Here is a 26442-nt window from a genome sequence, read left to right on the forward strand (position 1 = left end):
TATACTGCTATAAAAATAACCCTTAAGATAGAAACCTTAAGGGTTATTTTATGTACGAAAATGCCAAATTTTTATTAAGTTTATCTGATCAATACAAAATATAATTTAAATGGTCTAAAAACTGGTCATTGACGGTTTAAACTAGAATGTTTCTGTTTCAATGTGTGTTAACTTTTCATGCCAATCCACGTCAGGATATTTGCGAGATAGTGCAGTTGCTAACACGCGTTTTGCTAGATTACCATTTCGCGTGAAAATGGGACCATGGAAATATGAACCATAAACATTTCGATAAATAACGCCTTCAGTATTATCCATACCGTTGTTGCCGTTGCCAGAAATGACAGTCCCCAAAGCCCGCTCACCTTGACCTAAGAATGTGCGACCTTGATGGTTTTCAAAACCATGGTAGGTTTCGCCAGTGTCATTATTTTTGATCACGATATTACCCGTGAGGCGTTTCCCTTTTAGCACTGTTAAGTCATCTTGATACATGTTCGTGGTGTAATGATCCATCACACCAATGCCATTGACTTTCGTGCCATCAGCCATAATCATATAGTGTCCAAGCAACTGAAAACCGCCACAAATGGCAAGTAAAGGACCACCATTTTCAATATACCGTCGCAATTGTTCAGTTTTTGTGACTAAATCTTGTGCAACAATCGTTTCTTCATAATCTTGACCACCGCCTAGTAAGGCAAAATCAACTGTATCATCAACAAAAGTGTCTCCGAGAGAAACAAGGTGATAATTGACGTTGACGTCAATTTGTTTCGCATAATAGGTCAGCGCAATAATATTGCCATAGTCACCATAGGTATTCATGAGATCACCATAAAGGTGGGCTACAGAAATGTTGTAATCTGCCATTAGAATCCTCCTTTAATATAGCCAGCTGAACCTAACTGCTCACGGAGCTGTAACATTGCTGTATAAGTGGCCGCAATATATACTTTATCCGTTGGAAATGATTTGATTGCCTTTATGACTTGCGTTAAATCTTCGTAAATCGCTTGATCTGAGAACCCTGCCATTTTTAAGCGAACACGAAGGTCTTGATAACGCTCACCACCCGTGGCAATAGCTTTGATGTTTGTGTCATGCAGCTTTTCAAACTCAGCATCCCAAATCCAACTTGTATCGATACCATCAGCATAGTTAGCATTTAATAAAGTTAATAGTGAAAAATCCTTTTTTTCAGTTAACATCATGTCAATGACAGAATTTGTGCCAACAGGATTTTTAATTAAAACAATCGTCACATCTTTGCCGTCAACGTTGATTGTTTCTTGGCGACCAAAAATTTGTGCGTTTGATTCAAAAGCCTTTTTAATTTGTTCTGGGGCAACATTAAATTCACGACCTACAGCAAAAGCTGTGAGCGCATTGTATATATTGTACAGACCGCCAATTTCAATTCTAAAAGGGGTGTTATCGATACTGAAAACTGAGTATTTTGGTGTTAGCTCATCCACACTGGTGACTTGATAGCGCAAAGCCGGGCGGGCAAATGAATCTGTTGTGCTGAAATATTTACCTAGATTACCGTATGTCATAAAATCATAGTTAAGCACTGAGTGATCGGTAGGTGACAAAATGCCATCCGTGTTAATTGGTGCGGCACTAGGTGAATAATCCTCTGGTGAGATATGATTAAACCCGAAAAACTGGCGTTCGTTGCTAAAGTCGCCACGTGTGAAGATAGGTGAATCACCGTTGGCTAAAACAGTTGCTTGAGGTGCATGTTTGATACCAGCGATAATTTTTTCATAAGTGGTGTAAATTTCGCCATAACGATCAAGCTGATCACGGAAAATGTTAGTTAATACAAACATTTTTGGTGCAATTGAGGCAGTAATTTTTTCAACGTTTGCCTCATCGACTTCAAGCACTGCAATTGGTTTTTTACCATTAGGCGACGGCTTGATTTTTGTGGTAACGAGAGTGCCAGTGATGCCTTGTATCATGTTTGAACCGGAGGGGTTTGTAATAACAGTATAGCCGCCGGCTTCCAATACGCGTGTAATTAGAGCGGTTGTTAATGTTTTTCCGTTTGTACCAGTTACAATAACAAGGTCAAAATTTTTCTGGATGCTTTGCAAAATATTTGGATCAATTGCGACTGCGATTTTACCAGGTAGACTTGTGCCACCACGATGTAACACATCATGTAAAAACCAATAAGTGCTTTTGGCCGTGATGCGTGCAAATGTACTTTTAAGTGTCATAATGTCCCCACTTTCATGATTATAATTTTACCACGAGCGAGCCGATGGTGGTATCATTTGGTTAAATATTAAGTTGTTTATGACGAAATCGCTGTTAATATTAAAGTGATTTAGATTAAAAAAGTTTGACAAAAAACTAATTTTTTGTTTTAATAGTCACAACGAAGAAAAGATAAGTAATACTAGGCGTGATTTAAGAGAGTTTGTGTCGGGTGAGAACAAGCAACACAAAGGTATGAAAATGGTCTTGGAGTTACTGTTCTACGAGCAATTATCAATAATGCATGAGCGTTTTGGTAGTTTGCAAGTATTGCACGGGAAAGCCCGTTATAGCGACACGAATTCCTTTAATGATGCTTAGCTTTTCAAAAGTGATCATTAAGACGATTGGTATTGAGATATGAGCTTTTTGATTTGGTTCATGAAAACCGGGTGGTAACACGACTTGTCGTCCCGCAGTCTATGTATTTAGATTGCGGGATTTTTATTGTCAACGGACTTTCAGCCAAGATTAAGTAAACAGGTGAGGTGGATTGGTCTAATAATTGTGCGGAGATTATAACATAATCAGTACGCGTTTGAACAAAATACGTCAAAAATAAACAGAGGAACAAGGTAAAGAAACATGTCAAAATTAAGAACGTATGGTATTACTGGAATGATTGTTATCCTCGTCGCTGTTGGTGGTTATGCGGCGACGGCCCATCATAATAAAGCAGCCGCCGATACACAAGTTAAATTGGTTAAACCAAAGACGTTGACCATTGGATTGGAAGGCACATATGCGCCTTTCTCATACCGACAAGATGGTCAACTCAAAGGATTTGAAGTTGATTTAGGGAAAAAAATTTCTAAAGAACTAGGACTGAAAGCACACTTTGTACCAACTGCCTGGGATGGCTTGATTGCCGGTGTGGGCGCTAAAAAATTTGATATTGTACTAAATGACGTTGCAGTGACACCAGAACGTCAGGTAAAATATCGATTTTCAACACCTTACCTTTATTCATCTGAAGTGCTAGTTGTTAAGAAAACCAATACAGATATTAAAAGTTATCAAGACGTTAGAGGCAGAGTCTTAGCGGAGTCTGTAGGGTCAAATAATGAAGTGATTGCTAAAAAATTTGGTGCTAAAACGATATCTTCCAGTGAATTCACCAATTCTGTAGCTTTAATTAAACAAGGACGCGCTGAAGGTGCCTTTAATGATTCAGGTGCCTTTGCAACTTATATTAAAGATAATCCAAGAGATGCGCAAGTTGTAAAAGCGATTAAAGTGCCAACATCAGCAAGCCCTGCTTCTAAAATAGCACCACTAATTAACAAAAATAATGCGGGTCTTCAAAAGAAAGTAGACGGCGCCATTTCGAATTTGAAAAAAGACGGCACAGTCAAAACACTCGCTGTTAAGTATTTCGGTACTGATTTAACTAAAAAACCATAAGGGGCGCGACAGATGTGGAAAATAATTATTGATTCTTTGCCGGAAATTGTCAAAGCTGGCTTACAGTATACGGTTACTTTATCGATACTATCCTTTGCTTTGGGCTTAGTTATTGCTATTATTGTAGCATTGATTTGCCGTGAAGAACCCCAAGGTAATCCAGTAATCAAAGAGATTTGGCGTGTTGTTTATGTTTTCTTGAGATTTTATGTTTGGCTATTTAGGGCAACACCAATGCTGGTACAACTATTCATTATTTTCTATGGCTTGCCAAGTGCAGGGATCGAAATTCCTGCCTTTCCAGCAGCAGTTATTGCCTTTAGTTTGAATGTTGGTGCGTATGCTTCTGAAACAGTCAGAGCCGCGCTAAATGCAGTGCCAAAAAGTCAATGGGAAACAGCGCAAACAATTGGGTTATCGACTAGACAAACATTATTTGAGATCATCTTTCCACAAGCTGCTCGAATTGCTTTGCCACCACTATCAAATGAATTCATTGGTTTGGTAAAAGATACTTCTTTAGCATCAACCATTACAATTGTAGAGATGTTTGCAATTACGCAACAAATTACAGCTAAAAATTATGAACCATTATTAATGTACACGCTAGTAGCTGCTGTATATGCAGTTTTTTCTACATTATTAACATTGCTGCAGAAGTTTTTGGAGAAACGTGCTAATCGTTATCTTAATCAAACAAATCAATTGGAGACACAAAAATGATCCAAATAGAAAATCTAAACAAGTCTTTCAATGGTAAAAACATATTAAATGACATTAATTTAACGTTTGACGATCACAAAACGACTGTCATTTTAGGGACATCAGGGGCTGGAAAGTCCACACTATTGCGGACGCTCAATGTATTGGAGAAATCAGATCACGGGGCAATTACAATTGATGATGCTTATGTCGATTTTGATAAAAATTATTCAAGTGAACAAATACGAACTTTTCGCTCAAAAACATCGATGGTCTTTCAAACTTGGAATTTATTTCCCCATCTGTCCGTTATTCAAAATATCACTAAGGGACCTGTATCGGTGTTAAAACAAGATAAAAACGTGGCAATAGCAACAGCTGAAACGTTGTTAACGCATGTTGGTCTCGCTGATTATGCCACCTATTACCCAGCACAGCTATCTGGTGGTCAGCAACAACGCGTCGCTATTGCGCGATCTCTTGCTATGAAACCAAGCTTTATACTATTAGACGAACCAACTTCGGCACTAGATCCTGAATCAGAAGCTAACGTTTTACAAGTATTGCAAATGTTATCCAAACAAGGGCAGTCTTTAGTTATTGTGACACACAACATGATTTTTGCACGTCAGATCGCTGATCGTGTTGTTTTTTTAGACGGCGGTAAAATTACCTATAATGGCGACAGTGAGGGATTTTTTGATAGTACAGACGATCGTATTCAAAGATTTTTAAATAAACGTGTCGTGACAGATTAATAGTCATTGGTCACGTTCAAACATCATTTAGTGTTGATATAGGGCCATTGTGATATGCTATGAGTAGCGAACATATTTGGAGAAAAAAATAAATGTCATCTCACAAAAAAAGCAGGCGATTAAGAAAAAAACACCGTAGGTGGCTGGTAATTCCGATTATTGGTAGCTTAGCCGGTATATTAGTCATGACGCATACCCGTCAATTATCGCAATTTATTGAACCAATTCAGGCAATGACCATTACGCCCTCACAAACACTTGTCACAACCACTGGGCAAAAAGCCACGTTAAAGACGATATTCATGAAACGCTACTTAATTGCTAACACAACGCAAAAAAAGTTAGTAGGATTTCAAACAATTGGTACAAAGACTTATTATTTTGCGCCCAAGACAGGTGAAATGGTTTATGGATTACAAAAAATTGCTGGTAATAGTTACTATTTCGATAAAAATGGTGTGAGTGATACAAGATTAGCCTACGAAAAAACGGCTTCATCTGTGATAAGCAATCATAAGGTTGTCGAGAAGGCAATTGCAGGAGGCATGACACTTGTCGGGAAAAGCCCCTACGTTTACGGTGGTGGGCGAACGCCAAAATCGATTGCCAATAATGAATTCGATTGTTCATCTTTTATCGCGTGGTTTTATCGTCAAGCAGGACAACCTTTGGTTGTTCAATCAGCGGCGTCAACGACGTTATTGAATCAAATTGGCACTACTGTCGCATGGTCTGATATGCAACGTGGCGATGTACTAGTGACACCAGATACTTACTCAGAAGAGCGATTACATGCTGCGATCTATTTAGGCAATGGTTTCATATTGCATGATTCTGCGCCGACTAACGGGGTCGCTATTAGCCGCTTAAATGATTTGGTAAATCCTAAAACATCGCAAACATTGACATGGTCAGGATTATTTAAACCAGGAACAGTCCGTCAAGTTGTTGATGATTAAGTTACTGGTCTCATAAAATAGGCATGTTTTTAACGAGGGTACCGCCTGCAAGGCTAATCATTAAAAACGTGTTATTTTTTGTTGTGAATAGTTATAGTTTTTTGTTGTGTTGAAAATTGCTATAATAGTTAGTAGCAGTTTCATTTTTATAGTTAACATAAAGGAGGGCAGGTGTTTGCGAAATAAAGTAGTCATAACAAAAGCTTCTTCTGACTTAAAAGTTATGATGACTTATTAATGTAAATACTTTAAACATATGGCACAATTATTTTTTGAGTATGGCGCAATGAGTTCGGGAAAATCAATCGAAATTTTGAAAGTGGCGCATAATTATGAATCGCAAGGTAGGCAAGTGCTATTGATGACGCCGATTACCGATACACGGGCAGGTGTAGGCATTGTGTCAAGTAGAATTGGTTTGTCACGCGAGGCTTTAGCTGTCAAACCAGAAGATGATTTGTTTGCGTTGATTAAAGGGATGAAGGCTGCCGACCTAGCTGTTGTCTTAGTTGATGAGGCACAATTTTTATCACCCAAACAAGTTGATGAATTAGCCTATGTCGTGGATCACTTGCATATTCCAGTGATGACTTTTGGTTTGAAGCAAGATGCTTTTAATCATTTATTTGATGGCTCAAAACGTCTGATTGAGTTAGCAGATAAATTAGAAGAGATGAAAACAATTTGTTCGTTTTGTGGTAAAAAGGCCACGACACAGTTGCGCATTGTGGATGGTCAACCACAGCGTACGGGGGCACAAGTGTTTATTGGTGGCGATGAGGCTTATATTCCAACATGCCGCCGTCATTGGTATGAACCAGATTTAGATAAAATTACTGCAATGTTTCCAGTCAAAAAGTAATAAGGAACCTCATCTGCAGGTAACACTGAGATGAGGTAATCAGTTGTCTGGTTATTTCGTACATAACAATAGCACGTAAATTATCAGAAACAGTGATCATTTGCAACTTGGAGAATAAAACATGGACCCAATATTTCAATCTTTACAAACAGTAGTTGATCGTTATGATGAGCTCAACGAACAATTGGCCGACCCAGCAGTAGCTGGTGATGGTCAAAAGTATATGGCTTTGTTAAAAGAAGCAGGTGAGATGCGTGAAACAGTCGAATCGTATACACGTTACAAGCAGGTTATTCAAGGTATTGAAGATGCTGAAGACATGTTAGATGATGCTGAAATGGCGCCACTTGCAAAGGAAGATCTTAGCGCATTAAAACCTGAAAAATCTGATTTAGAGGCGCAACTTAAAATTTTGATGCTACCAAAAGATCCTAACGATGATAAAAATATTATTATGGAAATTCGTGGTGCAGCAGGCGGAGACGAATCCTCCTTGTTTGCAGCAGATTTACTTGATATGTATCGCCGTTATGCAGAAAAGCAACGCTGGGCATTAAGTATTATTGATGAAACAACCACAGAAGTTGGTGGGTACAAAGAAGTCGCTATTATGATTACAGGCGATAATGTCTACTCTAAATTAAAATTTGAATCTGGTGCACATCGTGTACAACGTGTGCCTTCAACAGAAACTCAGGGCCGGGTGCACACTTCAACAGCAACGGTTGGTGTGATGCCAGAATTTGAAGAAATTGACTTTGAGTTGGCTGAATCTGATTTGGAAGAAGAATTTTTCCGTTCAGGTGGTGCTGGTGGTCAAAACGTCAATAAGGTTTCCACGGCAGTCCGTTTGGTGCATAAGCCAACTGGAATCATGGTTAAAATGCAGGAAGAACGTACGCAAATTAAAAACCGTGATAAGGCACGTAAATTACTTGCAAGTCGGGTGTATGACTTTTATGCGCAACAAAATGAAGCAGAATATGCGGAAAAACGAAAATCTGCCGTTGGCACTGGTGACCGTTCTGAACGTATTCGAACATATAATTATCCTCAAAACCGTGTGACAGATCATCGAATTGGTTTGACACTGAATAAGTTAGATCGCATTATGAATGGTGATTTGGGCGAAATTGTTGATGCGCTTGTGATTGCAGATCAAACTGCTAAATTGGCTGAACTGAACAAAGCTTAAAAATGACTGAAAAACACTTTGAAACACCAAAACAATTTAAACGCGTTGACTCAAATCGTAGCGTGACACCAGATAAATTAACGGCGCCTAAATGGTACGATTGGGATGATATTAAAAAGCCAACGAAACCAAGTCACGTTAAAATATCTTTACTTGAGGGCCGAAAATGGGCAATTGATGAGCTGACAGGTGTTGGCATGCCAACAACCGATGCTCAAGATAATGTTGACTTTTTATTAAGTGGCGCATTAAACATGAATTATGCTTACCTACGTGCTAACATAACACGAATAATGCCTGCAGAACTAGCCACAGTTTGGCCAAAGTGGATTGCCAAATTAATGGCTAATGAACCCGTGCAATACATTTTAGGGCATGCGCCATTCTATGGCCGTGAGTTCATGGTTGATAAGCGTGTTTTAATTCCGCGCCCTGAGACAGAACAGCTCGTTGAATGGATTTTAAAAGATATTGGGGCACAAACTGGTCAACCTGTTTCAGTGCTAGATATTGGGACTGGTTCAGGAGCTATTATTGAAACATTAATGATAGAAAACGCACGCGTTCGTGGATTTGCAGCAGATATTTCAACCGATGCCTTAGCAGTTGCTGAAATGAATGCACAACGTCTTGGTTTACCCTATCTTCATTTGGTTGAAAGCGATGTGTATAGTGCTGTGGCAGGCCTTAAATTTGATATTATCGTTAGTAATCCGCCGTATATTGCAACAACGGACGAGGATGAAATGGATACCAGTGTATTGAATTTTGAACCACATACAGCACTATTTGCAGAACATGAGGGATTGGCGATTTACGAGTCATTAGCCGAGAAATTGGATGCGCATTTGGCCGAACATGGGCGTGCTTATTTTGAAATTGGTTATAAACAAGGGCCCAAAGTGGTTGAGATGATGCAACAGGCGTTACCTCACGCTAAAATAACATTACGCCAAGACTTTTCAGGTCTAGATCGTATGATTCGAGTAGAAAAATGAAGACAACAATATTTAAAACAGATCAACAAGATTTGGTAAAGGCTAGTACCTTATTAAAAGCAGGTGAAGTCGTCGCCTTTCCAACGGAAACAGTTTACGGACTTGGTGCGGATGCGACGAATGATACGGCTGTTAAAAAAGTCTTTACTGCTAAAGGGCGTCCTGCAGATAATCCGTTGATTATGACGGTGGCAGATGTTTCGCAATTAGAGGCGTATGTCACAATATCAGAAGCTGCTAAAAAATTGATGACACAATTTTGGCCTGGCTCACTGACTATTATCTTACCTATTATTGCTGGACGTGTATCAATGCTTGTGACAGGCGGTTTGCAAACCGTTGCCTTTCGTTTGCCAGCTAATGAGGCAACGCGTCAATTAATACGCACAGCTGGTGTACCAATTGTTGGACCGAGTGCCAACTTATCAGGAAAGCCATCGCCAACAACAGCTCAGCATGTTTGGCATGATATGCAAGGCAAAATTTCAGGCATCGTTGATGATGGGCCAACGATGGTTGGTGTTGAGTCAACTGTGGTTGATATGTCTGCTGCTGTGCCGACAATTTTACGCCCAGGGGCTGTCACGCAAAATCAATTGCAAGAGGCACTTGGTGTAGCTGTGATTGATGCAACAAGCACGACATCAGTTGCCAGTGACGTGACACCTAAAGCACCAGGAATGAAATATCGACACTATGCGCCAGACAAAAATGTCGTCATGTTTGACCGACTAGATGCGTTAGATCTTAGATTGGCATTACAAAAAAATGATGTTGTGATGGCACAAGATACAACAATAGCAGTGATGAAGATCCCCTTGTCGCAAACTTGGTCACTCGGTGAAACGCTTGAAAATGCGACTGAACAGCTATTCGCTGGTTTGCGTTTTTATGATGATGACAATGAAGCTGCAACAATTTATGTTGAAAAGATGCCACCGATAGGTATTGGTAAGGCATTTAATAATCGATTGGCAAAAGCAGCGGGAAATCAAGAATTTAATGGGTAACACATGCGGTCAGTGATGACCGTTTTCATTTGCAGAAAACAACCTGCATTTTATATGTAAACGTTTACATTTAAAATGCCGTCAGATAGGCGTTCCTAGCGTTATTGCTTGATATAGCAAGGATTTGTGTAATGTTTTACTTGATATTTTGTAAGCGCTTTGATAAACTATATTCAGAAGCTGATTAACAGCTAAAAAGGAGAAATTAATTATGGCACAGTCAAAAGAATTTCATATCATAGCAGAAACAGGCATTCATGCGCGTCCAGCAACATTGTTGGTGCAAGCTGCATCAAAGTTTACTTCAGATGTTACTTTGTCATACCAAGGTAAGGATGTTAACTTGAAGTCAATCATGGGTGTCATGTCACTTGGTGTTGGTCAAGGTGCTGATGTTACAATCAAGGCAGAAGGTGAAGATGAAGCAGCAGCGATTGCAGCGATTGTTGAAGCCATGGAAACAGAAGGACTTGCAGAATAAAAATGTCTAATAACTTCAAAGGAATCGCGGCAAGTAATGGTATAGCAATCGCTAAAGCCTACTTGTTAGTCGATCCAGATTTGTCTTTTAGTAAGACAACAATTAAAGATGTGACGGCTGAACAAGCACGTGTCGACGATGCTTTGAAGGCTGCTAGTGCTGATGTTGAAATCATTAAATCTCGAGCAGAAAAAAACTTAGGTGCGGATGAAGCACAAGTTTTTGAAGCGCACTTAATGGTTTTGTCAGACCCAGAAATGTCAGGTGCCTTCAAACAGAAGATTGCTGATGACCAAGTGAACGCAGAACAGGCAGTCAAAGAAGTGACAGACATGTATATTGGCATGTTTGAAGCTATGACTGACAACGCTTATATGCAAGAGCGTGCGGCAGATATTCGTGACGTCACGAAGCGGATTTTGTCTCACCTCTTAAACGTGGCATTACCTAATCCAGCTTTGATTGATGAAGAAGTTGTCTTAGTATCAAAAGACTTAACACCTTCTGATACGTCACAACTTGATCGTCAATTTGTTAAGGGTATTTTAACTGACTTGGGTGGTCGTACAGCACATGCTTCAATTATGGCACGTACACTCGAAATTCCTGCAGTAGTGGGTTCTGAAGTGGCAACACAAGAAGTTGCTGCAGGTGTAACAGTCATTGTGGACGGCTTAACTGGTGATGTGATTGTAGATCCAGATGCTGACACATTAGCTGTTTATCAACAAAAAGCAGCGGACTACTTAGCGCAACGTGCAGAATGGGCTTTGTTAAAAGACCAACAGACTGTGAGTGCAGACGGTAAAAACTTTGTGTTAGGCGCTAATATTGGCTCACCTAAGGATATGGATGCTGTCCTAGAGAATGGTTCAGAAGGTGTTGGATTATATCGTACTGAATTCTTATACATGGAATCAGATCATTTACCAACAGAAGATGAGCAATTTGAAGCGTATAAAGCTGTTGTTGAAAAAATGGCTGGTAAGCCGGTAACTGTTCGTACAATGGACATTGGTGGCGATAAAAATTTGAGCTACTGGAAATTACCTGAAGAAGAAAATCCATTCTTGGGTTATCGTGCGATTCGTATTTCTTTGGATCAAACCGACATTTTCAGAACACAATTACGTGCGTTATTACGTGCATCTGCTTATGGTAATTTATGGATTATGTTCCCAATGATCGCAACGTTGGCTGAATTTCGTAGTGCTAAAAAGGTCTACTCAGAAGAGCGCGCTAAGCTTGAAAAAGCTGGCGTAGCCATGGGTGACATTAAACTAGGTATTATGATTGAAATTCCAGCAGCAGCGGTCTTAGCGGATAAGTTTGCTAAGGAAGTTGACTTTTTCTCAATTGGAACTAACGATTTGATTGGTTATACGATGGCCGCAGACCGTGGTAATGATAAAGTTGCTTATTTGTACCAACCATATAATCCTTCAATTTTACGTTTGATTAATAACGTTATTGCTGCTGCACATAACGAAGGTAAGTTCGTTGCAATGTGTGGCGAAATGGCTGGTGATTCAATTGCTGTACCAATTTTAATGGGTATGGGATTAGATGAGTTTTCAATGAGCGCACCATCTGTTCTACAGACGCGATCATTGATGAAAAAGCTAAATACAGCTGACATGAAATTGTTAGCTGCAAAAGCTTTGGATGCTGAAACCAACGATGATGTGATTGCTTTGGTTAAGGCAGCAATAAAGTAAAGTATTACAATTTTAAAAATAAATTAATATGATTTAAAAAGCTGTAAAAATGACTCAAGCAATGAGGTCATGTTTGCAGCTTTTTATGTGTTTTGTAACCATTTACTATTCTGTTCGTTATATCTATGAAAGGAGGGAGACATGGAAATAAATCGCTATGAAAAAATATTAGTCGATATTGCAAACGAAATTATTGGTTTCTTAATTAACCATGGGGCGAAAAAAATGGATGCACAAGATATTATGCAGGATGTCTTTGTGAAATTACTTCAAGCAGATATTATATTGACACCAGATAAATTACGACCATGGTTGTATCGTGTTGCACTATCACGGTTTTATGATATTTATCGTCGTCGAAAGCGTTATCGTGATATTCTATTAGAAACATATGCGCAATATTCAGAAGTTGAACCGGTACTGACAGATTACAGCAGTTTACAACGCGCATTGGAACAATTAAATGACTACCAACGCGCGTTGATCATTTTGCACTATGATGATCGAAAACGAATTAATGACATTGCGGTGATTTATAACGTCAGTGAATCAAAAATAAAAGTAGATTTGTATCGAACAAGAAAGCAGTTAAAAGACATGATGGTGGGGTATGAAAATGAGTGATAATATTAATTTCGAAAAAATTGTTAAGATAGAAAAACGTAAAAAATTATTAAAAACAGTCGCAATTTCCTGTGTTGCCACATTAGTAGTAGGCAGTGGCGGTTTGTATGCTACTCATAAGTTTGTGGGGCACAAAATGCAAAAGGAAGCTGAAAAACAACAGCGTCAATTTAATATTGAGGATCTTATATATTCACCTAATATGATATCGACATCACAATATTTTTCAGTGACCAGGGCCACGCAAAGCACATTGAAAAGTGATCGTGAAAAAAATATTGATGGGTATCGTGTGTCTTATCCAGAAAAGAGTATCTCATTTAATATGCATGGCATTGAAAGTGCTTCTTCACAAACACCAAATGTTGTTTCTAAAAATGGTTCATCTAAAGAAGTGATTGCCACTAACCGACAATCACAACAAAAGGAACCGCTATTTTTCAATGTGAAATATGAATACGCCTACCAAGCTGCTAAAAATAAAAACGCAATGTTAACACCAAGCAAGGCAACACATGAAGCCCAAACTTTAGATCATTTATCAAATAATTTAAGTGAAGTGGCAATCACATTCGATAAACGTTACAGCTATGATGACATTCGTCAAATGATACCTGATAATGTCATGATCAATTATTATTGGCTGGGCATTAAGAGTGATAAACTAGATGCAACGCATGCTCCTTATATTGGTCTGAATGCTAGTGATGATGGTACAGGAAAATTGACTGAAGGGACTGAAATTAAAGCAGGTCAAAATGAATTTTTCGGTTATCAAGGACTCAAACAAGCATTAAAAGATCAGTCTGGGCGACAGGTTATCGATAATATAGACATTGCAAAGGATGGTCAAAAACTGATTGCAAAAAATCTCAAATCAGCAACATTCGCTGGTGTAATCGTTACTGGGCGAACACAAAATTTAGCTAAACTAGATAATCAGCATTATACGTTTGCGACAAATGTGGGTGTCACAACACCGATTATGCCATACCAAGAACCAATCAAATAACTTCTATCTCAACCACCGTTTGGTGGTTGTTTTTGTGTTAAAATATAAACTATGAAGATTCTAGCATTTGACACAAGTAACCAGCCACTGACAGTGAGTTTGGCGGAAGATAATAACGTTCTACGGGTTTTCTCGACTAACGAGGCACGTAATCATTCGATTCAATTGTTGCCAGCCATTCAAGCCACATTGGCAGCACAACAATGGACATTATCCGATATTGATCGTATCGTCGTAGCACAAGGGCCAGGCTCATTTACTGGGTTAAGAATCGGCGTGACGGTGGCTAAGATGCTAGCTGACACGTTAAATATAGCCTTGGTTGGCGTTTCTAGTTTGGCCATTTTAGCGCAAAATGTGTCGAATGAAGGATTAGTTGTGCCGTTATTTAATGCGCGTAATGATAATGTTTTTTCAGGTGTTTATCAGAACGGTGAAAACATTCTTCCTGATGCGCATCAACCCATCATTAATTTGTTTGCTTGGCTAGCTGAACGTGACGAAACCGTGACGTTTTTGGGTGATACCGATATTTTTGCAGAAAAAATTGCAGAAAAATTTGGCACACAGGCTCATATATTAACGCCAAGTGAAAGTTTACCTGATGGACGAGGTATTGTATTTCTGGGTTCACAGGCTAGTCCAGTTGTGAATATTGCTGATTTTAATCCACAATACTTGCGAAAGACACAAGCGGAGTTGAACTGGATTGCAGCACATCCGGGTGAGGATAACCCTGAAAATTATGTTTTTGAAGTTTAATCGATATCATAAATTACCCGCGACATTACCAAAATTTGAACAGAAAATAATTGACTCTAGAGGTTATTCGTTTATATTAAGACGGGCAACTATTGAAGATATTGATAGTTTAGTACATATTGAAGAAGCTGTGTATGCAGGTACAGCGCCTTGGCTATTGCGCGATTTCTTGAGTGAACTATCTAGGCCGCATTTGCGCCTGTATTTAGTGATTCAACGAAACAATCAGGTTATTGGTTTTGTAGGCGCAGCTTATAATCGTGATAAACAGGATATACATGTAACTAATATTGCGATTGTGCCCATTTGGCAAAAAAATGGGCTGGGTACGCTGATGATTGAGGAACTTGTAACTTTTTCAAAGACCGTTGGTGTGACAACAATGAGTTTAGAGGCACGCGCTTCAAATCATGGTGCAATTGCCTTGTACCAGCGATTAGGTTTTTTAAAAACAGATGTAAAAAAAGGCTACTACCTTGGTGATCATGAAGATGCAATTTCAATGGTAAATCATTTTGAACATAAAATTAGCGACAATTGAAGATAGTCAACAGATATTTGATATTGCCGAAGCTGCTTTTTCACCGTCGCCTTGGCCAAAATCACTATTTGAGCATGAGTTAACAAGCCCAAGAAGTCAATATTTTATTTCCGATGGTGGTTTTGTAGGGGTGACACAAATATTAGATGAGGTCGAAGTGGGGAGCGTTGCGGTTCACCCAAATAATCAACGCCAAGGATTGGCTTATCAACTTTTAACAATGGTTTTGACGTTACCCAATGTGAAACGTTTTTTATTGGAAGTAGACGAATCAAATTTGGCGGCCATCCAATTGTATGAAAAATTGGGATTTAGTGCGTATTATCGCCGAGAAAAATACTATAAAAATGGACATGCGGCCATAATGATGGAAAGGAAAGTGTGAACGTCGAGGGAAATCCTTTGTTCGCATCATGATATCATGACTAAAATTATATCTTTTGAATCAAGTGCAGACGAAACAAGTGTGGCCATTGTTGAAGATGGCCATATTATTTTAAGTAACGCTGTGGCAACACAAATTAACTCACACCAAAGATTTGGCGGTATTGTACCAGAGGTTGCTAGCCGACATCATATTGAATGGATCACGCGTGTATTAGATGATGCCTTGCAAACAGCCGATGTGAAACCAACAGAGTTAGATGCCGTAGCCGTGACATATGGTCCAGGGCTGGTTGGTTCGTTACTTGTAGGTTTAATGGGTGCTAAAACCTTTGCTTTGGCGCATAATTTACCAATTATACCGGTTAATCATTTGGCGGGGCACATTGCTGCAGCTAATTTTAATCAACCGATTATCTACCCTGCACTAGCATTAATGGTGTCTGGTGGGCATACAGAATTGGTGTTAATGCATGAGGAGAATAGCTTTGCAGTACTTGGTGAAACGCGTGATGATGCAGCAGGTGAAAGTTTTGATAAGGTTGGACGATTACTGAAGTTGCCATACCCAGCGGGTAAAACAATTGATGAAATGGCACATCGCGGGCAAGCAACAATCAAGTTCCCAACTGCCATGGCACATGAAGATAACTATGATTTTAGTTTTTCTGGCTTAAAAAGTGCTGTGATTAATTATGTTCATCATGCAGAGCAAAAAGGTGAGATCATTAATCATGATGATTTAGCCACAAGTTTTCAAAATGCAGTTGTTGATGCACTCATAGGTCGTACACGACGTGCATTAAAAGATTTTCCAGTAAAAAGCTTTATTTTAGCAGGTGGCGTGGCAGCTAACACCCAACTGCGTCAAGAATTGGCGACGTTATTGGAAACAATACCAGAGACACAATTTATACCAGTACCACACCAATATACAGGTGATAATGCTGCCATGATTGGTGCAGCGGGATATTGGCATTATAAACAAAAAAAGTTTGCAGGGCTGGATCTCAATACTGATCCTGGATTAGACTTTGACTTATTAAAGGGTTGATAAGATTGTGAATGTATCACTATCTTTTGCGAATGAGCTTGTGTTTGTGGTATAATAGTTATGCAAAAGTTCACAAACTGAACAGAAACAAATATCTTAATAATATATGTATAATGCCGTCAACATGTGTTGATAGGTTTTATCATCACAAACTGGAGAAACTTATGACACAACAACCTAAAATTCCACGCGCTACAGCAAAGCGTTTACCTATTTACTATCGTTACCTCACATTTTTGAATGATGCAGGGACAGATCGTATTTCATCTGCAGAATTAAGTGATGCGATTAAATTTGATGCTGCAACAATTAGACGAGATTTTTCTTATTTTGGCGCTTTGGGTAAGCGTGGCTATGGTTATGATGTTAAAGCATTGCTTGATTTCTTTGCCAATGTTTTGGACCAAGGTAGTCTCATCAACGTGGCGCTAATCGGTGCAGGTAACTTGGGACAGGCTCTGATGAACTTTAACTTTCATCAATCTTCAAATATGCGTATTTCAGCGGCTTTTGATGTTGACGAAGCACGTGCTGGAACAATCATGGCTGGCGTACCTATTTACGCCATGACAGAGCTAAAAGAACAAATGACAGCACAACGTATCAACATTGCTATTTTAACAGTACCGCAAAATGTTGCACAAGATATTACAGACCAATTGGTTGATGCTGGTGTAAAGGGTATTTTGAATTTCACACCATTACGTGTGACAGTGCCAAGTGGTGTGCGTGTGCAAAACGTTGATTTGACAAATGAATTACAAACATTAGTTTATTTTATTGATAACTATGGTTCAATTACGACAGGATTATAAAAAGTATGGCCATTTTAGATTTAAATGATGCAAAAAAAGTTGCTGCCTATCAAAAATTTGTGCGTGAAGACCCACGAGGTCAGGTAACACAGGATCCTTTGTGGGGCGAATTAAAGGCTAATTGGGGACATGTCTACGTTTACCATGAAACAACAGCTGGCAAAATTGATGCGGTGCTAACTGTACTAACAGTTGAAGCTGTTCCTGGTAAACTATTAGGCTATGCCGGGCGTGGGCCTATTGGGGATGTGACCAACATACCGTTAATACAGTCAATGATTCGTGAAGCGTTAGCTGCCTTACCAGACAATGTTTTCTTGATTCGCTTAGATCCGGAAGTGGCTTACAATGACGCACTTAATACTGCGTACCAAGAAGCAGGATTCACGACACGCAATCGATCTGTTAAAAATATGCATGGTAATATTCAGCCACGTAAAAATGTTGTTTTGTACTATGATGGTCGTGGAGATGGTGCAAGCCCCATTACAACTGAAGCTGAACTCATGACGCATTTTAAACGGGACTATCGTAATCAGATTCGCCGTGCCGCCAAAGATGGTGTAACGGTGACGAATGGTGATACCCAAGCAGATATTGAAGCATTCTTTGATACTTATGTCATGATGGCTGCGGCACAAGGTATTACCCATCGACCTATAAGTTATTTCCTGAGAATGCAAGAATTATGGCAAGGTACTGGTTTATTTAAAGTATTTTTGGCGCATTACGAAGGACAGGTCATTGCCAGTGGTATTGGTTTTAGTTACGGAGATGAAATTTGGTATATGTACGCTGGGTCAGACAGAAAGTATGCTAAACATTATGGCCCTTATGCTGTCCAGTGGGAAATGCTGAAATGGGGATTGTCTCTAGGTAAAGTTGAATACGACTTCGGTGGTGTTGGTGATTTTGTACCTGAAGATGGGCTGTATAAATTTAAACATGGTTTTGCTTATCATGATCCACATGCTGAGTACATTGGTGAATTAGATTGGGTTGTTGATGAATCTGGTTATCAAGTATATCTCCAGCAGTTTAATTAAGTATGCCGCCGAGTGGCGGCATTTTTCAGTTGATTATGATATAATTAATAGATTAAATTGGAGTGATTATGTTGAAGTTTAAAACCCTATTTACCAAATACCAAGCGATTTTATTGTATGCTATTTTCGGTGTATTAACGACAATTGTGAATATTATTGTCTTCTTTTTATTTTATAATCAGTTACACACAGGTCATAATATTGCCTATATTGTTGCGTGGTTTTGGGCGGTATTATTTGCTTATTTGACCAATCGTGTCTGGGTATTTCATTCAAAAAACAGCACACCAGCCGCAATTACGAGAGAAATTTGGCAATTTTATTTAGCACGAATTTTAACAGGTATTATTGGATATTTTATCTTGATTGTGGGGGTAGATTTTCTGAAACAAGATGCTAACATTTGGAATATTATACAAAACGTATTTGTCATTGTTTCGAATTTTGTACTCAGTAAATTAATTATTTTTAAGAGGAGCACTGAATAATGACAATTAAAATGATTGCATCTGATATGGATGGTACATTTTTAACAGCTAATGATATTTATAGTCAAGGGAGATTCGAACGCATTTTGGATCATCTGTCAGCTCGCGATATGCATTTTATTGCGGCTTCAGGACGTCAAGTGAAAAACTTGCAAGAACTTTTCGAACCAACAATTTCAAAGGGGTATGAAATTGATTTTGTGGGTTCAAATGGGGCAATGGTTGCAACATCACAAGAGCAACTCTATTCTGTTCATTTATCTGCTGAACAGTTGCATAAAGTGATTGATTGGAATGCGAGAAACCCCGAGTCAGCTGAAAACATTATTATTATGACAGGAGATCAAGCAACATATGTCTCAAACCATGCAACTGGCCCTGTGGCACAAATGGTATTTCAGTTTTATCCAAACGTCAAACAAGTTGAAAAATTAATGGCTGTTGATGATCATATTTTAGAGATCACTTTTGTGTGGCCAAACAATGAAGTACAGCAGCATGTCTCAGAATTACGGGAAATATTTGGGGATGAGTTACATGCAACAGGATCTGGATTTGGTTCAGTCGATGTGCTGGGTAAAGGTGTAGATAAGGCTGCCGGTCTACAGGTTTTGCAAGATTATTATGATGTCTTAGATAGTGAAGTAATGACCTTTGGTGATAATGGTAATGATTTAGAAATGTTACAAAAATATGAACATGGATATGTCATGCCAAATGCTGATAATTTTATGTTAGAAGCAATACAAAAACGTGCGTTAAACACAAACGTTAATGATGGTGTGTTACAGACGATTGAAAATTATTTAGGTATTTAAAAAAGATCGCAATAAGCGATCTTTTTTAAATACCTAATTTTGTGGATCAGGTGAAGCAAACCGATTCACAGCAATGGCCATAATAACACCAATAAACGTGTCTATAATACGGTCAATAACATATAACACCGTTGCACCAGCCGGGATGCTGAGAGAAATCATTAGTAACGCAGCTAATGCGCCAATGACACCACTATTGAAATTAAAACCATCCAAAAAAACAATAGCAATAATAACGAGGAATGGCAAGAAAAACATAGAGACCCATGTTGCATTATGGGTATAAGCGTGTACTAAAAAATAAATTAAAGCTAATATACCACCGACTAGGTTTGACATGAGGCGTATTTTTGCAAAGCTAAGTGTTTTATCCCAACTTTCACGTAACGCAAATACTGATGCAAGAGCCGCAACGAATGGTGGCCTTTTAAAGAAATAAAAAATGATAATGATGAGCATAACGGCCATCGCCGTTTTCATAGTACGTAACCCAATACGGAACCGACCAAACTGCATAACGACCTCCAGTAATATTCTTATTATTTTATCATAAAAAAATGGTAAAATCTATGTAATAACACAAGGAGATATTGCGCAGAAAAAATGAATTAGTCAATAACTATCTGCGCAAATGATAGTCATGTCAAATACAACAATAGAACTACTCAATAACCATAAGTCAATTCGCGCCTTTACAGATCAAAAAGTGTCAGATGAGATTGTTGCTACTATTCTAACTGCTGCTAATGCTGGTCCTAATATTAATAATTTTCAACCAGTAACATTTATTGAGATTACGGATCAAAAGCTGAAGGCCGAGATTACCAAACAAGTTGGGATGACCTATATTGAAACTGCATCTCGTTACTTTGTTGTGACAGTTGATTTTAACAAGGATTTAATCGGGTTGACACCAGAACAACGACAAGTAGCCGAAGAAAAGTTATCAGCTTATAGCATGCTGGAAGGTGGCATCATCTCAGCTGGCGTTGCACTAGGTCGTGCTCAAGTCGCTGCGGAATCGCTCGGATTAGGAAGCGTTACCATGGCAGGCGCGTTACGATCATTTGAACTATACGAAGAACATTTAAATTTGCCTAAATTGGTCAAAGCAGTTATGGGTTTTTCGATTGGATACCCAGCACAAGAACCAGGAATTAAGCCTAAATTACCTTTATCAGGTATTTTGATGACTGATCACTATAGTCAAACGCAAATGACACGCGCTGTCACAACCTATGACAGCACTATGACAGACTATTACGCAAAACGGCATGCGGATAATTCTTGGATCAAAAATAATATCACTTTAATTACGCGTCGTTTTGATACGACATCGCTAGATGAGTATCCAAAAACAAAAGGTTTTAGATTATCATAGACGAGATATGATAATTATACAGTTAAAAAGCAGCATAACCTGTTGATGTTGAACAATTGCCTAAATCATACGATGATATTTTCAAGGTCTACGTTCAGTATTAACATTTATGCTGCTTTTTTATGTTGTTTTTAAAGTTTTCTCTACTAAATGTGTCAATCGGCTTAAACCAAAAGTTTCTATAAATTGAAATCGTCGATCCCAATGATCCTTTTTAGACTGCTCCTCAGAAAAGTAGTAGTCAGCTAAAAGTTTAATACCATATAAATTTGCCTGGTGTTCAGCAGACCCTTTGGAAAGTTGACTATGATTGTAGGTCAATTTTGGGGCATCAGATAGCAGATGAGCTAATTCGTGTGCCATGCGAAAATGATAACTAAAACTTGTACGATAATTAAGATTCATAATAATCACTTTTTTCTTGACGCTGACAACATCTGGCCCATACTGGTCACCAGTTATTTGAATGAGTGTGATGTTATTGGCTTTAATAATATTTTCTAAATAAGTATCAACGTCAGGTTGTATTAACATGAGTCACCGTCCGTTAAGTTTCTTCGTTAGCATCTGGCAAAGTTTTTAAAATTGATAAAATTGCATGCCTGTATTCAGGTGAGAGTTCTTTACCTTCGAATGATAATAGTAAATCAGCATCTTCAAGTTGTTTTCCCAAATCGATTAGCTGGTCTTTTTGACCGACTTTTAATGTTGTGATACCTGCCATACCTAGAATGTCGCTTTCTGTGATGCGTAGCCCTTTGGCTATACGATATAAAGTGTCAACTTTAGGAATATTTTTATTGCCATTTTCTATTTGTGACAGATAAGCAGGAGATAGACTACCTTGTAATGCTGTTTGTCGGACGGTAAAGTGTTTATCTTCCCAGATTTTTTTAATTGCTATACCAAATTGTTCTTTAGTCACCATATACATCGTCTCCAATAATCGAAATGTTTCACTATATACAAATATAAAACAAACATATAACGAATGTAAAACAAATATACAAAAATGTGTTTGACGATGTGATACATAAAATGTATAATAACATCATAATAATATAAAAAGGAAATTGACTATGGCATTAACATTAAAATTTCGTAATTCTGACAAAGTAAAAGAAGACATTGCCATGCATGGAGAAAGTATTGCCGGTTTTTCACGACGTATTGAAGTAAATTATTCATTGATGATTGAATATCTTAATGGCAAGAAATTTCCATCGCCACCAACAGCAAAAAAAATAGCCGATGGTCTTGACGTCAAAATAGTTGATATTTTTTTTGCGTGATTGTTTGCTAAAGTGATACTAGTGCTGCGGATGACTATAAGTTCAATGAATATTGGGCAGACTATAAGAGGTGAAAATGACTTGCATACCGATTGTTATTCCATCATTAAATCCTGATGAAGAATTAATAGCGTTAATCAATCGTTTGATGATACATACAGGTAAAATAGAGCAACCAATTATTCTTGTAAATGATGGGAGTGCAAAAAAATATGATTCAATTTTCTCAAAAATTCAAACACGCTATCAAGTGACTATCTTGCAACACGATGTGAATTTGGGTAAGGGACGAGCAATAAAAACGGCAATTAACTATATCATAAAACATATACCTACGGCAGCAGGCATGATTACAATCGATTCTGATGGTCAGCATACCGTTGATGACATGATGACCTGTACTGATAATTTTTTGAAAAAACCAAAGAATTTGATTTTAGGGACACGCATATTTGATAACAATGTCCCTTTTCGCAGTAAATTTGGCAACATATTAACAGCAAAATGTACACAAATGACAATAGGCGTAAAAGTATCTGATACTCAGACAGGGTTACGAGTCATACCTAAACAATATTTCGATATTTTATTAGGTATGACTGGCGAGCGATTTGAGTTTGAAATGAATATGATCTTGGAGGCGCCCACATATGGTATTGAAATCACCGAAGTACCGATCAAAACAATTTATATCGCCGATAATCAGTCATCGCATTTTAGAATCATACACGATTCGATAAGTATTTATGCGTTATTTATTAAATATATTTTTGGTGCAATCAGTTCCTTTTTGATAGACATATTTGTTTTTGCAATGATGGTGGCTTTCTTATCAAATATCTCAGCACGGGCAGTTTTCATTGCTGCAATCTTATCAAGATTGGTGTCATCAACTGCAAATTATTATATCAATAAAAGTATTGTTTTTAAAAATAATAATCATTTGAGCTTCTTAAGTTATTTTTTACTTGTTCTCATGCAACTGATTGTATCAACGTTACTTGTGATTACTTTACAGCATGAAACGGGTATTAATGTTGTCATGATTAAAGTTGTCGTAGACAGCTTACTATTTATTGTTAGCTATCAAATTCAGAAGCATGTTGTCTTTAAAAGAGGTTAACCATGGGTATGATTAAAAAAATTTGCTACGCCGGGGCGATTATTTGTTCAATAATTTACATTATGTGGCGTGGTTTGTTCACATTACCTTTGGCGCAATCAGTCCCTGAAGTGATATATGGATTGTTTTTGTGGTTAAGTGAAATTTTGTCAATAACAACAGCTTTTGTGTTAATTTGGAACAAAAAAACGTTTAAAGAACCCCTTAAACCTAATATAATTTCAACAGATATATTTCCGGATGTGGATATTTTGATTGCTACACACAATGAAAGTGTTTCGCTACTGTACAAAACGATTAATGCGTGTACTTTTTTAAAATATCCGGACAAGCATAAAGTACATATTTATTTGTGTGATGATAAAAATCGCCCTGAAATGAAAATGTTAGCAGAAAAATTCAAGATTGACTATATTAGTTTAGCAGCAAATAGGCATGCTAAAGCCGGTAATTTTAATCATGCGTTACAGCATAGCAAGTCCCCTTTAATCGCTACATTTGATGCCGATATGATACCTTACTCTGATTTTTTGATGACAACTGTTCCTTACTTTTTTAAGCGTTATGCGGCATTGGCACGAAAAAAAGTTGGTTTTGTACAAACGCCACAAAGTTTTTATAATGAAGATATTTTTCAACACAATTTATATGCCGATCATGTGATTCCCAATGAACAAGATTTTTTTTCTAGAGAAGTCAATGTTTTAAACTCACGTCATAATAGTGCCGTGTATACAGGTTCCAACACGTTATTTTTAAGAACTGCTATTGAAGAAGCTGGTGGCTTTCCTACAAATACGCTAACGGAAGATTTTCAACTTGGTGCACAGATTAATAGTTGTGGTTACGATAGCATTTCTACTACTGAGCCAATGGCAAGTGGTTTGACACCCACTGATGCTGAAAATATATTTAAACAGCGTACGAGATGGGCGCGTGGCATGATTCAAAGTATGAAAAATCTACACTTGTTATCTAATAAAGGTTTATCTTGGCCACAAAAAATAATTTATTTGAATGGTTATTTATATTGGTGGTCATTTCTTGGACGACTACTATTTATTTTTGCGCCTATTTTATTTGCTTTGTTTGATTTTAGAGTTGTTAATACGAACTTTTGGTTGTTATTAATATTTTGGATACCAGGTTATGGTTTACTAACATTTGTTAAGCATGATTTGTCAGGGAACATTACCAATCAACGTTGGGGAGAGATACAAGAACTATTTTTCGCGCCCTATCTTATTTTGCCAGTCATATTGGAAACTATTGGTATTAAAAACAATCAATTCAAAGTAACAAAAAAGAATGGTACTTCTAACAAAAAAGATGTGTTATATGCTATACCGCACATTATTATTTTGTTGCTAACACTCGTGAGCTTGATTAGATTTAATTATGGGAAATTTGGCTCAGAAATACTCTATGGTAGTGTGATTACATTTTGGTTATTAAATAATTTGATTAATGCTTTTTTTGCGGTGTTACTACTTATTGGAAAGCCCAGGCAAACAGCACAAACCTTTTATGTTTCAGGCGTTGTTAAAATTAGTGGCACCGAATTCTATAATGAAACAGAAATCTGTTATCTAACTGAATCAAAAATACGTGTTAAGGTTCCATCTGAAGTCGTTCTGGTACCTGAAGAATGCTATCAGATAGTTATTATGACATCTCGTTACACAGCACATGTTCGTGCGCACTTAGATAAGCAGTATGAGACGAATGACTTGTTAATGGACATTGAGGCAATTGATGAAAAAAATAATCGGCAGTTGTTGCAGATACTGCATGATGGATTTAATAAACAATTACCGTTAGAAAGAAATCAGTGGTTAACAACGTTTGATTTGCTATTTGATAATATAAATCGTCGCTTGCGCATTCTTAATAGAATAGGAAAGGGTCGTGGAAAATAAAATGGCAATCATGAGTATAAAATTGATGTTACTCTTTTTTTCTAACTACGGATATGTTTGCCTTTTAAGAAATAAACTAAAATGTCACCGTTATTTGGCTTGGGTGTTAGAAGCAGCAGCGATTATATTACTTCTGTATATTGCGAGTTTGCTACATGCGTTATCTTTTTTTGGACTTATTTTACCAAGAATAGGGCTTGTTTTAGGCATTTATTTCACAATAGATAATTGGCGAAAAAAGAGATTTGTGTTCAAGAAACTGAGTTTGGTGGCATCGTCTTTCATCGGTTATTTTATTTTATTAGCAGGGACACTATATCATAGCCGGCTGTTACACTATGATAATTTTTCACATTGGGCTTTGATTGTCAAATATTTATTAACACAACAGGCGCTTCCAGATGTGCATAGTCATATCATTGGGTTTTCATCTTATCCAATTGGTACATCATTGTGGTGTTATTATTTCGTTAATTTTATAGGCTTTAATGAAGGTGTCATGCTCATGGCGCAATTTTGTTTAATTATGTCCTGTTTATATGCTATGTTCGCTGTGATTAAAGATAAAAGTAATCTCTTGACAGTTTCTGTTATGTTTCTTGTCATCGTCATATTCAATTACTTCAACATTGCTATCCGTATGAATAATTTACTAGTTGATTTTGTTTTACCACTTCTTGCATTAGCAGCATTAGCAAGTATAGCGAATTATCGGAACAATGTGAATATGATGTCAGTGACGACGATAATCCTAACAAGTGTCTTGGGTATTGTTAAAAATAATGGGACTTTTTCGTAGTTATTGTGTTGTGCTACTATGTGTTG

30 protein-coding genes are annotated in these 26442 nt (G+C 37.7%); 25 read left to right on the forward strand and 5 right to left on the reverse strand.

Annotation, left to right across the window (positions count from 1 at the left end):
* Positions 1 to 141: 141 nt before the first annotated feature.
* Together JOD28_RS03035 and JOD28_RS03040 are read right to left on the reverse strand one after the other, a co-directional pair.
* On the reverse strand, positions 142 to 873 hold the full coding sequence (locus JOD28_RS03035; RefSeq protein ID WP_204769411.1) for a type 1 glutamine amidotransferase: 732 nt from the start codon (positions 871 to 873) through the stop codon (positions 142 to 144).
* Entirely contained in the window at positions 873 to 2231 is a 1359-nt protein-coding gene (locus JOD28_RS03040; protein ID WP_204769412.1) for a Mur ligase family protein, read from the reverse strand. The genes JOD28_RS03035 and JOD28_RS03040 overlap by 1 nt, the downstream gene beginning before the upstream one ends.
* Positions 2232 to 2856: 625 nt before the next feature.
* On the opposite strand from JOD28_RS03040, the gene JOD28_RS03045 reads away from it, so the two are divergent.
* The 20 genes from JOD28_RS03045 to JOD28_RS03140 all read left to right on the forward strand — a co-directional run bounded on the left by JOD28_RS03045 (position 2857) and on the right by JOD28_RS03140 (position 19902).
* Positions 2857 to 3675, forward strand: a complete 819-nt coding sequence (locus tag JOD28_RS03045) for a transporter substrate-binding domain-containing protein (protein WP_204769413.1) — start codon at positions 2857 to 2859, stop codon at positions 3673 to 3675.
* Positions 3676 to 3687: 12 nt separating this feature from the next.
* Entirely contained in the window at positions 3688 to 4398 is a 711-nt protein-coding gene (locus JOD28_RS03050; protein ID WP_204769414.1) for an amino acid ABC transporter permease, read from the forward strand.
* Positions 4395 to 5135, forward strand: coding sequence for an amino acid ABC transporter ATP-binding protein (locus tag JOD28_RS03055; RefSeq protein WP_204769415.1), 741 nt, complete (start codon positions 4395 to 4397; stop codon positions 5133 to 5135). The genes JOD28_RS03050 and JOD28_RS03055 overlap by 4 nt, the downstream gene beginning before the upstream one ends.
* Before the next feature lie 92 nt (positions 5136 to 5227).
* Entirely contained in the window at positions 5228 to 6094 is an 867-nt protein-coding gene (locus JOD28_RS03060) for a C40 family peptidase (protein WP_204769416.1), read from the forward strand.
* Between the two features lie 256 nt (positions 6095 to 6350).
* Entirely contained in the window at positions 6351 to 6956 is a 606-nt protein-coding gene (locus JOD28_RS03065) for a thymidine kinase (protein ID WP_204769417.1), read from the forward strand.
* A gap of 121 nt (positions 6957 to 7077) precedes the next feature.
* Positions 7078 to 8151 (forward strand): peptide chain release factor 1, encoded by a 1074-nt coding sequence (prfA, locus tag JOD28_RS03070; RefSeq protein ID WP_204769418.1) that lies wholly within the window; start codon positions 7078 to 7080, stop codon positions 8149 to 8151.
* 2 nt (positions 8152 to 8153) lie between these two features.
* Entirely contained in the window at positions 8154 to 9149 is a 996-nt protein-coding gene (gene prmC, locus JOD28_RS03075; RefSeq protein ID WP_204769419.1) for a peptide chain release factor N(5)-glutamine methyltransferase, read from the forward strand.
* Positions 9146 to 10159, forward strand: a complete 1014-nt coding sequence (locus JOD28_RS03080) for an L-threonylcarbamoyladenylate synthase (protein WP_204769420.1) — start codon at positions 9146 to 9148, stop codon at positions 10157 to 10159. Before prmC ends, JOD28_RS03080 begins: the two co-directional genes overlap by 4 nt.
* Positions 10160 to 10370: 211 nt before the next feature.
* Positions 10371 to 10640 carry a phosphocarrier protein HPr gene (locus JOD28_RS03085; RefSeq protein WP_204769421.1) on the forward strand — a complete coding sequence of 90 codons (270 nt, stop codon included), beginning with the start codon at positions 10371 to 10373 and terminating at the stop codon, positions 10638 to 10640.
* Positions 10641 to 10642: 2 nt separating this feature from the next.
* The gene (ptsP, locus tag JOD28_RS03090; protein ID WP_204769422.1) at positions 10643 to 12358 is read left to right on the forward strand and encodes a phosphoenolpyruvate--protein phosphotransferase; all 1716 of its coding nucleotides are present in this window, start codon (positions 10643 to 10645) and stop codon (positions 12356 to 12358) included.
* A gap of 141 nt (positions 12359 to 12499) precedes the next feature.
* Complete coding sequence (locus JOD28_RS03095) at positions 12500 to 12982, forward strand: RNA polymerase sigma factor (protein ID WP_204769423.1); 483 nt, start codon at positions 12500 to 12502, stop codon at positions 12980 to 12982.
* Positions 12975 to 13994: an anti sigma factor C-terminal domain-containing protein gene (locus JOD28_RS03100; RefSeq protein WP_204769424.1), complete on the forward strand. Its 1020-nt coding sequence runs from the start codon at positions 12975 to 12977 to the stop codon at positions 13992 to 13994. The genes JOD28_RS03095 and JOD28_RS03100 overlap by 8 nt, the downstream gene beginning before the upstream one ends.
* A gap of 51 nt (positions 13995 to 14045) precedes the next feature.
* Entirely contained in the window at positions 14046 to 14756 is a 711-nt protein-coding gene (tsaB, locus tag JOD28_RS03105) for a tRNA (adenosine(37)-N6)-threonylcarbamoyltransferase complex dimerization subunit type 1 TsaB (protein ID WP_204769425.1), read from the forward strand.
* Positions 14740 to 15297 carry a ribosomal protein S18-alanine N-acetyltransferase gene (rimI, locus tag JOD28_RS03110; RefSeq protein WP_204769426.1) on the forward strand — a complete coding sequence of 186 codons (558 nt, stop codon included), beginning with the start codon at positions 14740 to 14742 and terminating at the stop codon, positions 15295 to 15297. Before tsaB ends, rimI (JOD28_RS03110) begins: the two co-directional genes overlap by 17 nt.
* The gene (gene rimI, locus JOD28_RS03115; RefSeq protein WP_204769427.1) at positions 15272 to 15682 is read left to right on the forward strand and encodes a ribosomal protein S18-alanine N-acetyltransferase; all 411 of its coding nucleotides are present in this window, start codon (positions 15272 to 15274) and stop codon (positions 15680 to 15682) included. The genes rimI (JOD28_RS03110) and rimI (JOD28_RS03115) overlap by 26 nt, the downstream gene beginning before the upstream one ends.
* A gap of 36 nt (positions 15683 to 15718) precedes the next feature.
* On the forward strand, positions 15719 to 16735 hold the full coding sequence (gene tsaD / locus JOD28_RS03120) for a tRNA (adenosine(37)-N6)-threonylcarbamoyltransferase complex transferase subunit TsaD (protein ID WP_204769428.1): 1017 nt from the start codon (positions 15719 to 15721) through the stop codon (positions 16733 to 16735).
* A gap of 164 nt (positions 16736 to 16899) precedes the next feature.
* Positions 16900 to 17550, forward strand: a complete 651-nt coding sequence (locus tag JOD28_RS03125) for a redox-sensing transcriptional repressor Rex (protein ID WP_204769429.1) — start codon at positions 16900 to 16902, stop codon at positions 17548 to 17550.
* A gap of 5 nt (positions 17551 to 17555) precedes the next feature.
* Positions 17556 to 18596, forward strand: coding sequence for a lipid II:glycine glycyltransferase FemX (locus JOD28_RS03130; RefSeq protein ID WP_204769430.1), 1041 nt, complete (start codon positions 17556 to 17558; stop codon positions 18594 to 18596).
* A 68-nt stretch (positions 18597 to 18664) separates the two neighbouring features.
* On the forward strand, positions 18665 to 19084 hold the full coding sequence (locus JOD28_RS03135; RefSeq protein WP_204769431.1) for a GtrA family protein: 420 nt from the start codon (positions 18665 to 18667) through the stop codon (positions 19082 to 19084).
* Positions 19084 to 19902, forward strand: a complete 819-nt coding sequence (locus JOD28_RS03140; protein ID WP_204769432.1) for an HAD-IIB family hydrolase — start codon at positions 19084 to 19086, stop codon at positions 19900 to 19902. Before JOD28_RS03135 ends, JOD28_RS03140 begins: the two co-directional genes overlap by 1 nt.
* Before the next feature lie 33 nt (positions 19903 to 19935).
* Here the strand turns inward: JOD28_RS03140 and JOD28_RS03145 are convergent, their stop codons facing one another.
* The gene (locus JOD28_RS03145) at positions 19936 to 20418 is read right to left on the reverse strand and encodes an FUSC family protein (RefSeq protein WP_204769433.1); all 483 of its coding nucleotides are present in this window, start codon (positions 20416 to 20418) and stop codon (positions 19936 to 19938) included.
* 124 nt (positions 20419 to 20542) lie between these two features.
* On the opposite strand from JOD28_RS03145, the gene JOD28_RS03150 reads away from it, so the two are divergent.
* Positions 20543 to 21283 carry a nitroreductase family protein gene (locus JOD28_RS03150; protein ID WP_204769434.1) on the forward strand — a complete coding sequence of 247 codons (741 nt, stop codon included), beginning with the start codon at positions 20543 to 20545 and terminating at the stop codon, positions 21281 to 21283.
* 120 nt (positions 21284 to 21403) lie between these two features.
* On the opposite strand, the gene JOD28_RS03155 is transcribed toward JOD28_RS03150, so the two are convergent.
* On the reverse strand, positions 21404 to 21817 hold the full coding sequence (locus JOD28_RS03155; protein WP_204769435.1) for an ImmA/IrrE family metallo-endopeptidase: 414 nt from the start codon (positions 21815 to 21817) through the stop codon (positions 21404 to 21406).
* Between the two features lie 13 nt (positions 21818 to 21830).
* Positions 21831 to 22211 carry a helix-turn-helix domain-containing protein gene (locus JOD28_RS03160; RefSeq protein ID WP_204769436.1) on the reverse strand — a complete coding sequence of 127 codons (381 nt, stop codon included), beginning with the start codon at positions 22209 to 22211 and terminating at the stop codon, positions 21831 to 21833.
* A gap of 151 nt (positions 22212 to 22362) precedes the next feature.
* On the opposite strand from JOD28_RS03160, the gene JOD28_RS03165 reads away from it, so the two are divergent.
* The 4 genes from JOD28_RS03165 to JOD28_RS03180 all read left to right on the forward strand — a co-directional run bounded on the left by JOD28_RS03165 (position 22363) and on the right by JOD28_RS03180 (position 26416).
* Positions 22363 to 22575, forward strand: coding sequence for a helix-turn-helix transcriptional regulator (locus tag JOD28_RS03165; RefSeq protein WP_204769437.1), 213 nt, complete (start codon positions 22363 to 22365; stop codon positions 22573 to 22575).
* 76 nt (positions 22576 to 22651) lie between these two features.
* Positions 22652 to 23698, forward strand: coding sequence for a bifunctional glycosyltransferase family 2/GtrA family protein (locus JOD28_RS03170; RefSeq protein ID WP_204769438.1), 1047 nt, complete (start codon positions 22652 to 22654; stop codon positions 23696 to 23698).
* 2 nt (positions 23699 to 23700) lie between these two features.
* Positions 23701 to 25617 (forward strand): glycosyltransferase family 2 protein, encoded by a 1917-nt coding sequence (locus tag JOD28_RS03175; RefSeq protein WP_204769439.1) that lies wholly within the window; start codon positions 23701 to 23703, stop codon positions 25615 to 25617.
* Positions 25618 to 25711: 94 nt separating this feature from the next.
* The gene (locus JOD28_RS03180; protein ID WP_204769440.1) at positions 25712 to 26416 is read left to right on the forward strand and encodes a hypothetical protein; all 705 of its coding nucleotides are present in this window, start codon (positions 25712 to 25714) and stop codon (positions 26414 to 26416) included.
* Positions 26417 to 26442: the final 26 nt, after the last annotated feature.

Origin of the sequence: Leuconostoc rapi (genome assembly GCF_016908715.1) — a bacterium.
GTDB lineage: Bacteria > Bacillota > Bacilli > Lactobacillales > Lactobacillaceae > Leuconostoc > Leuconostoc rapi.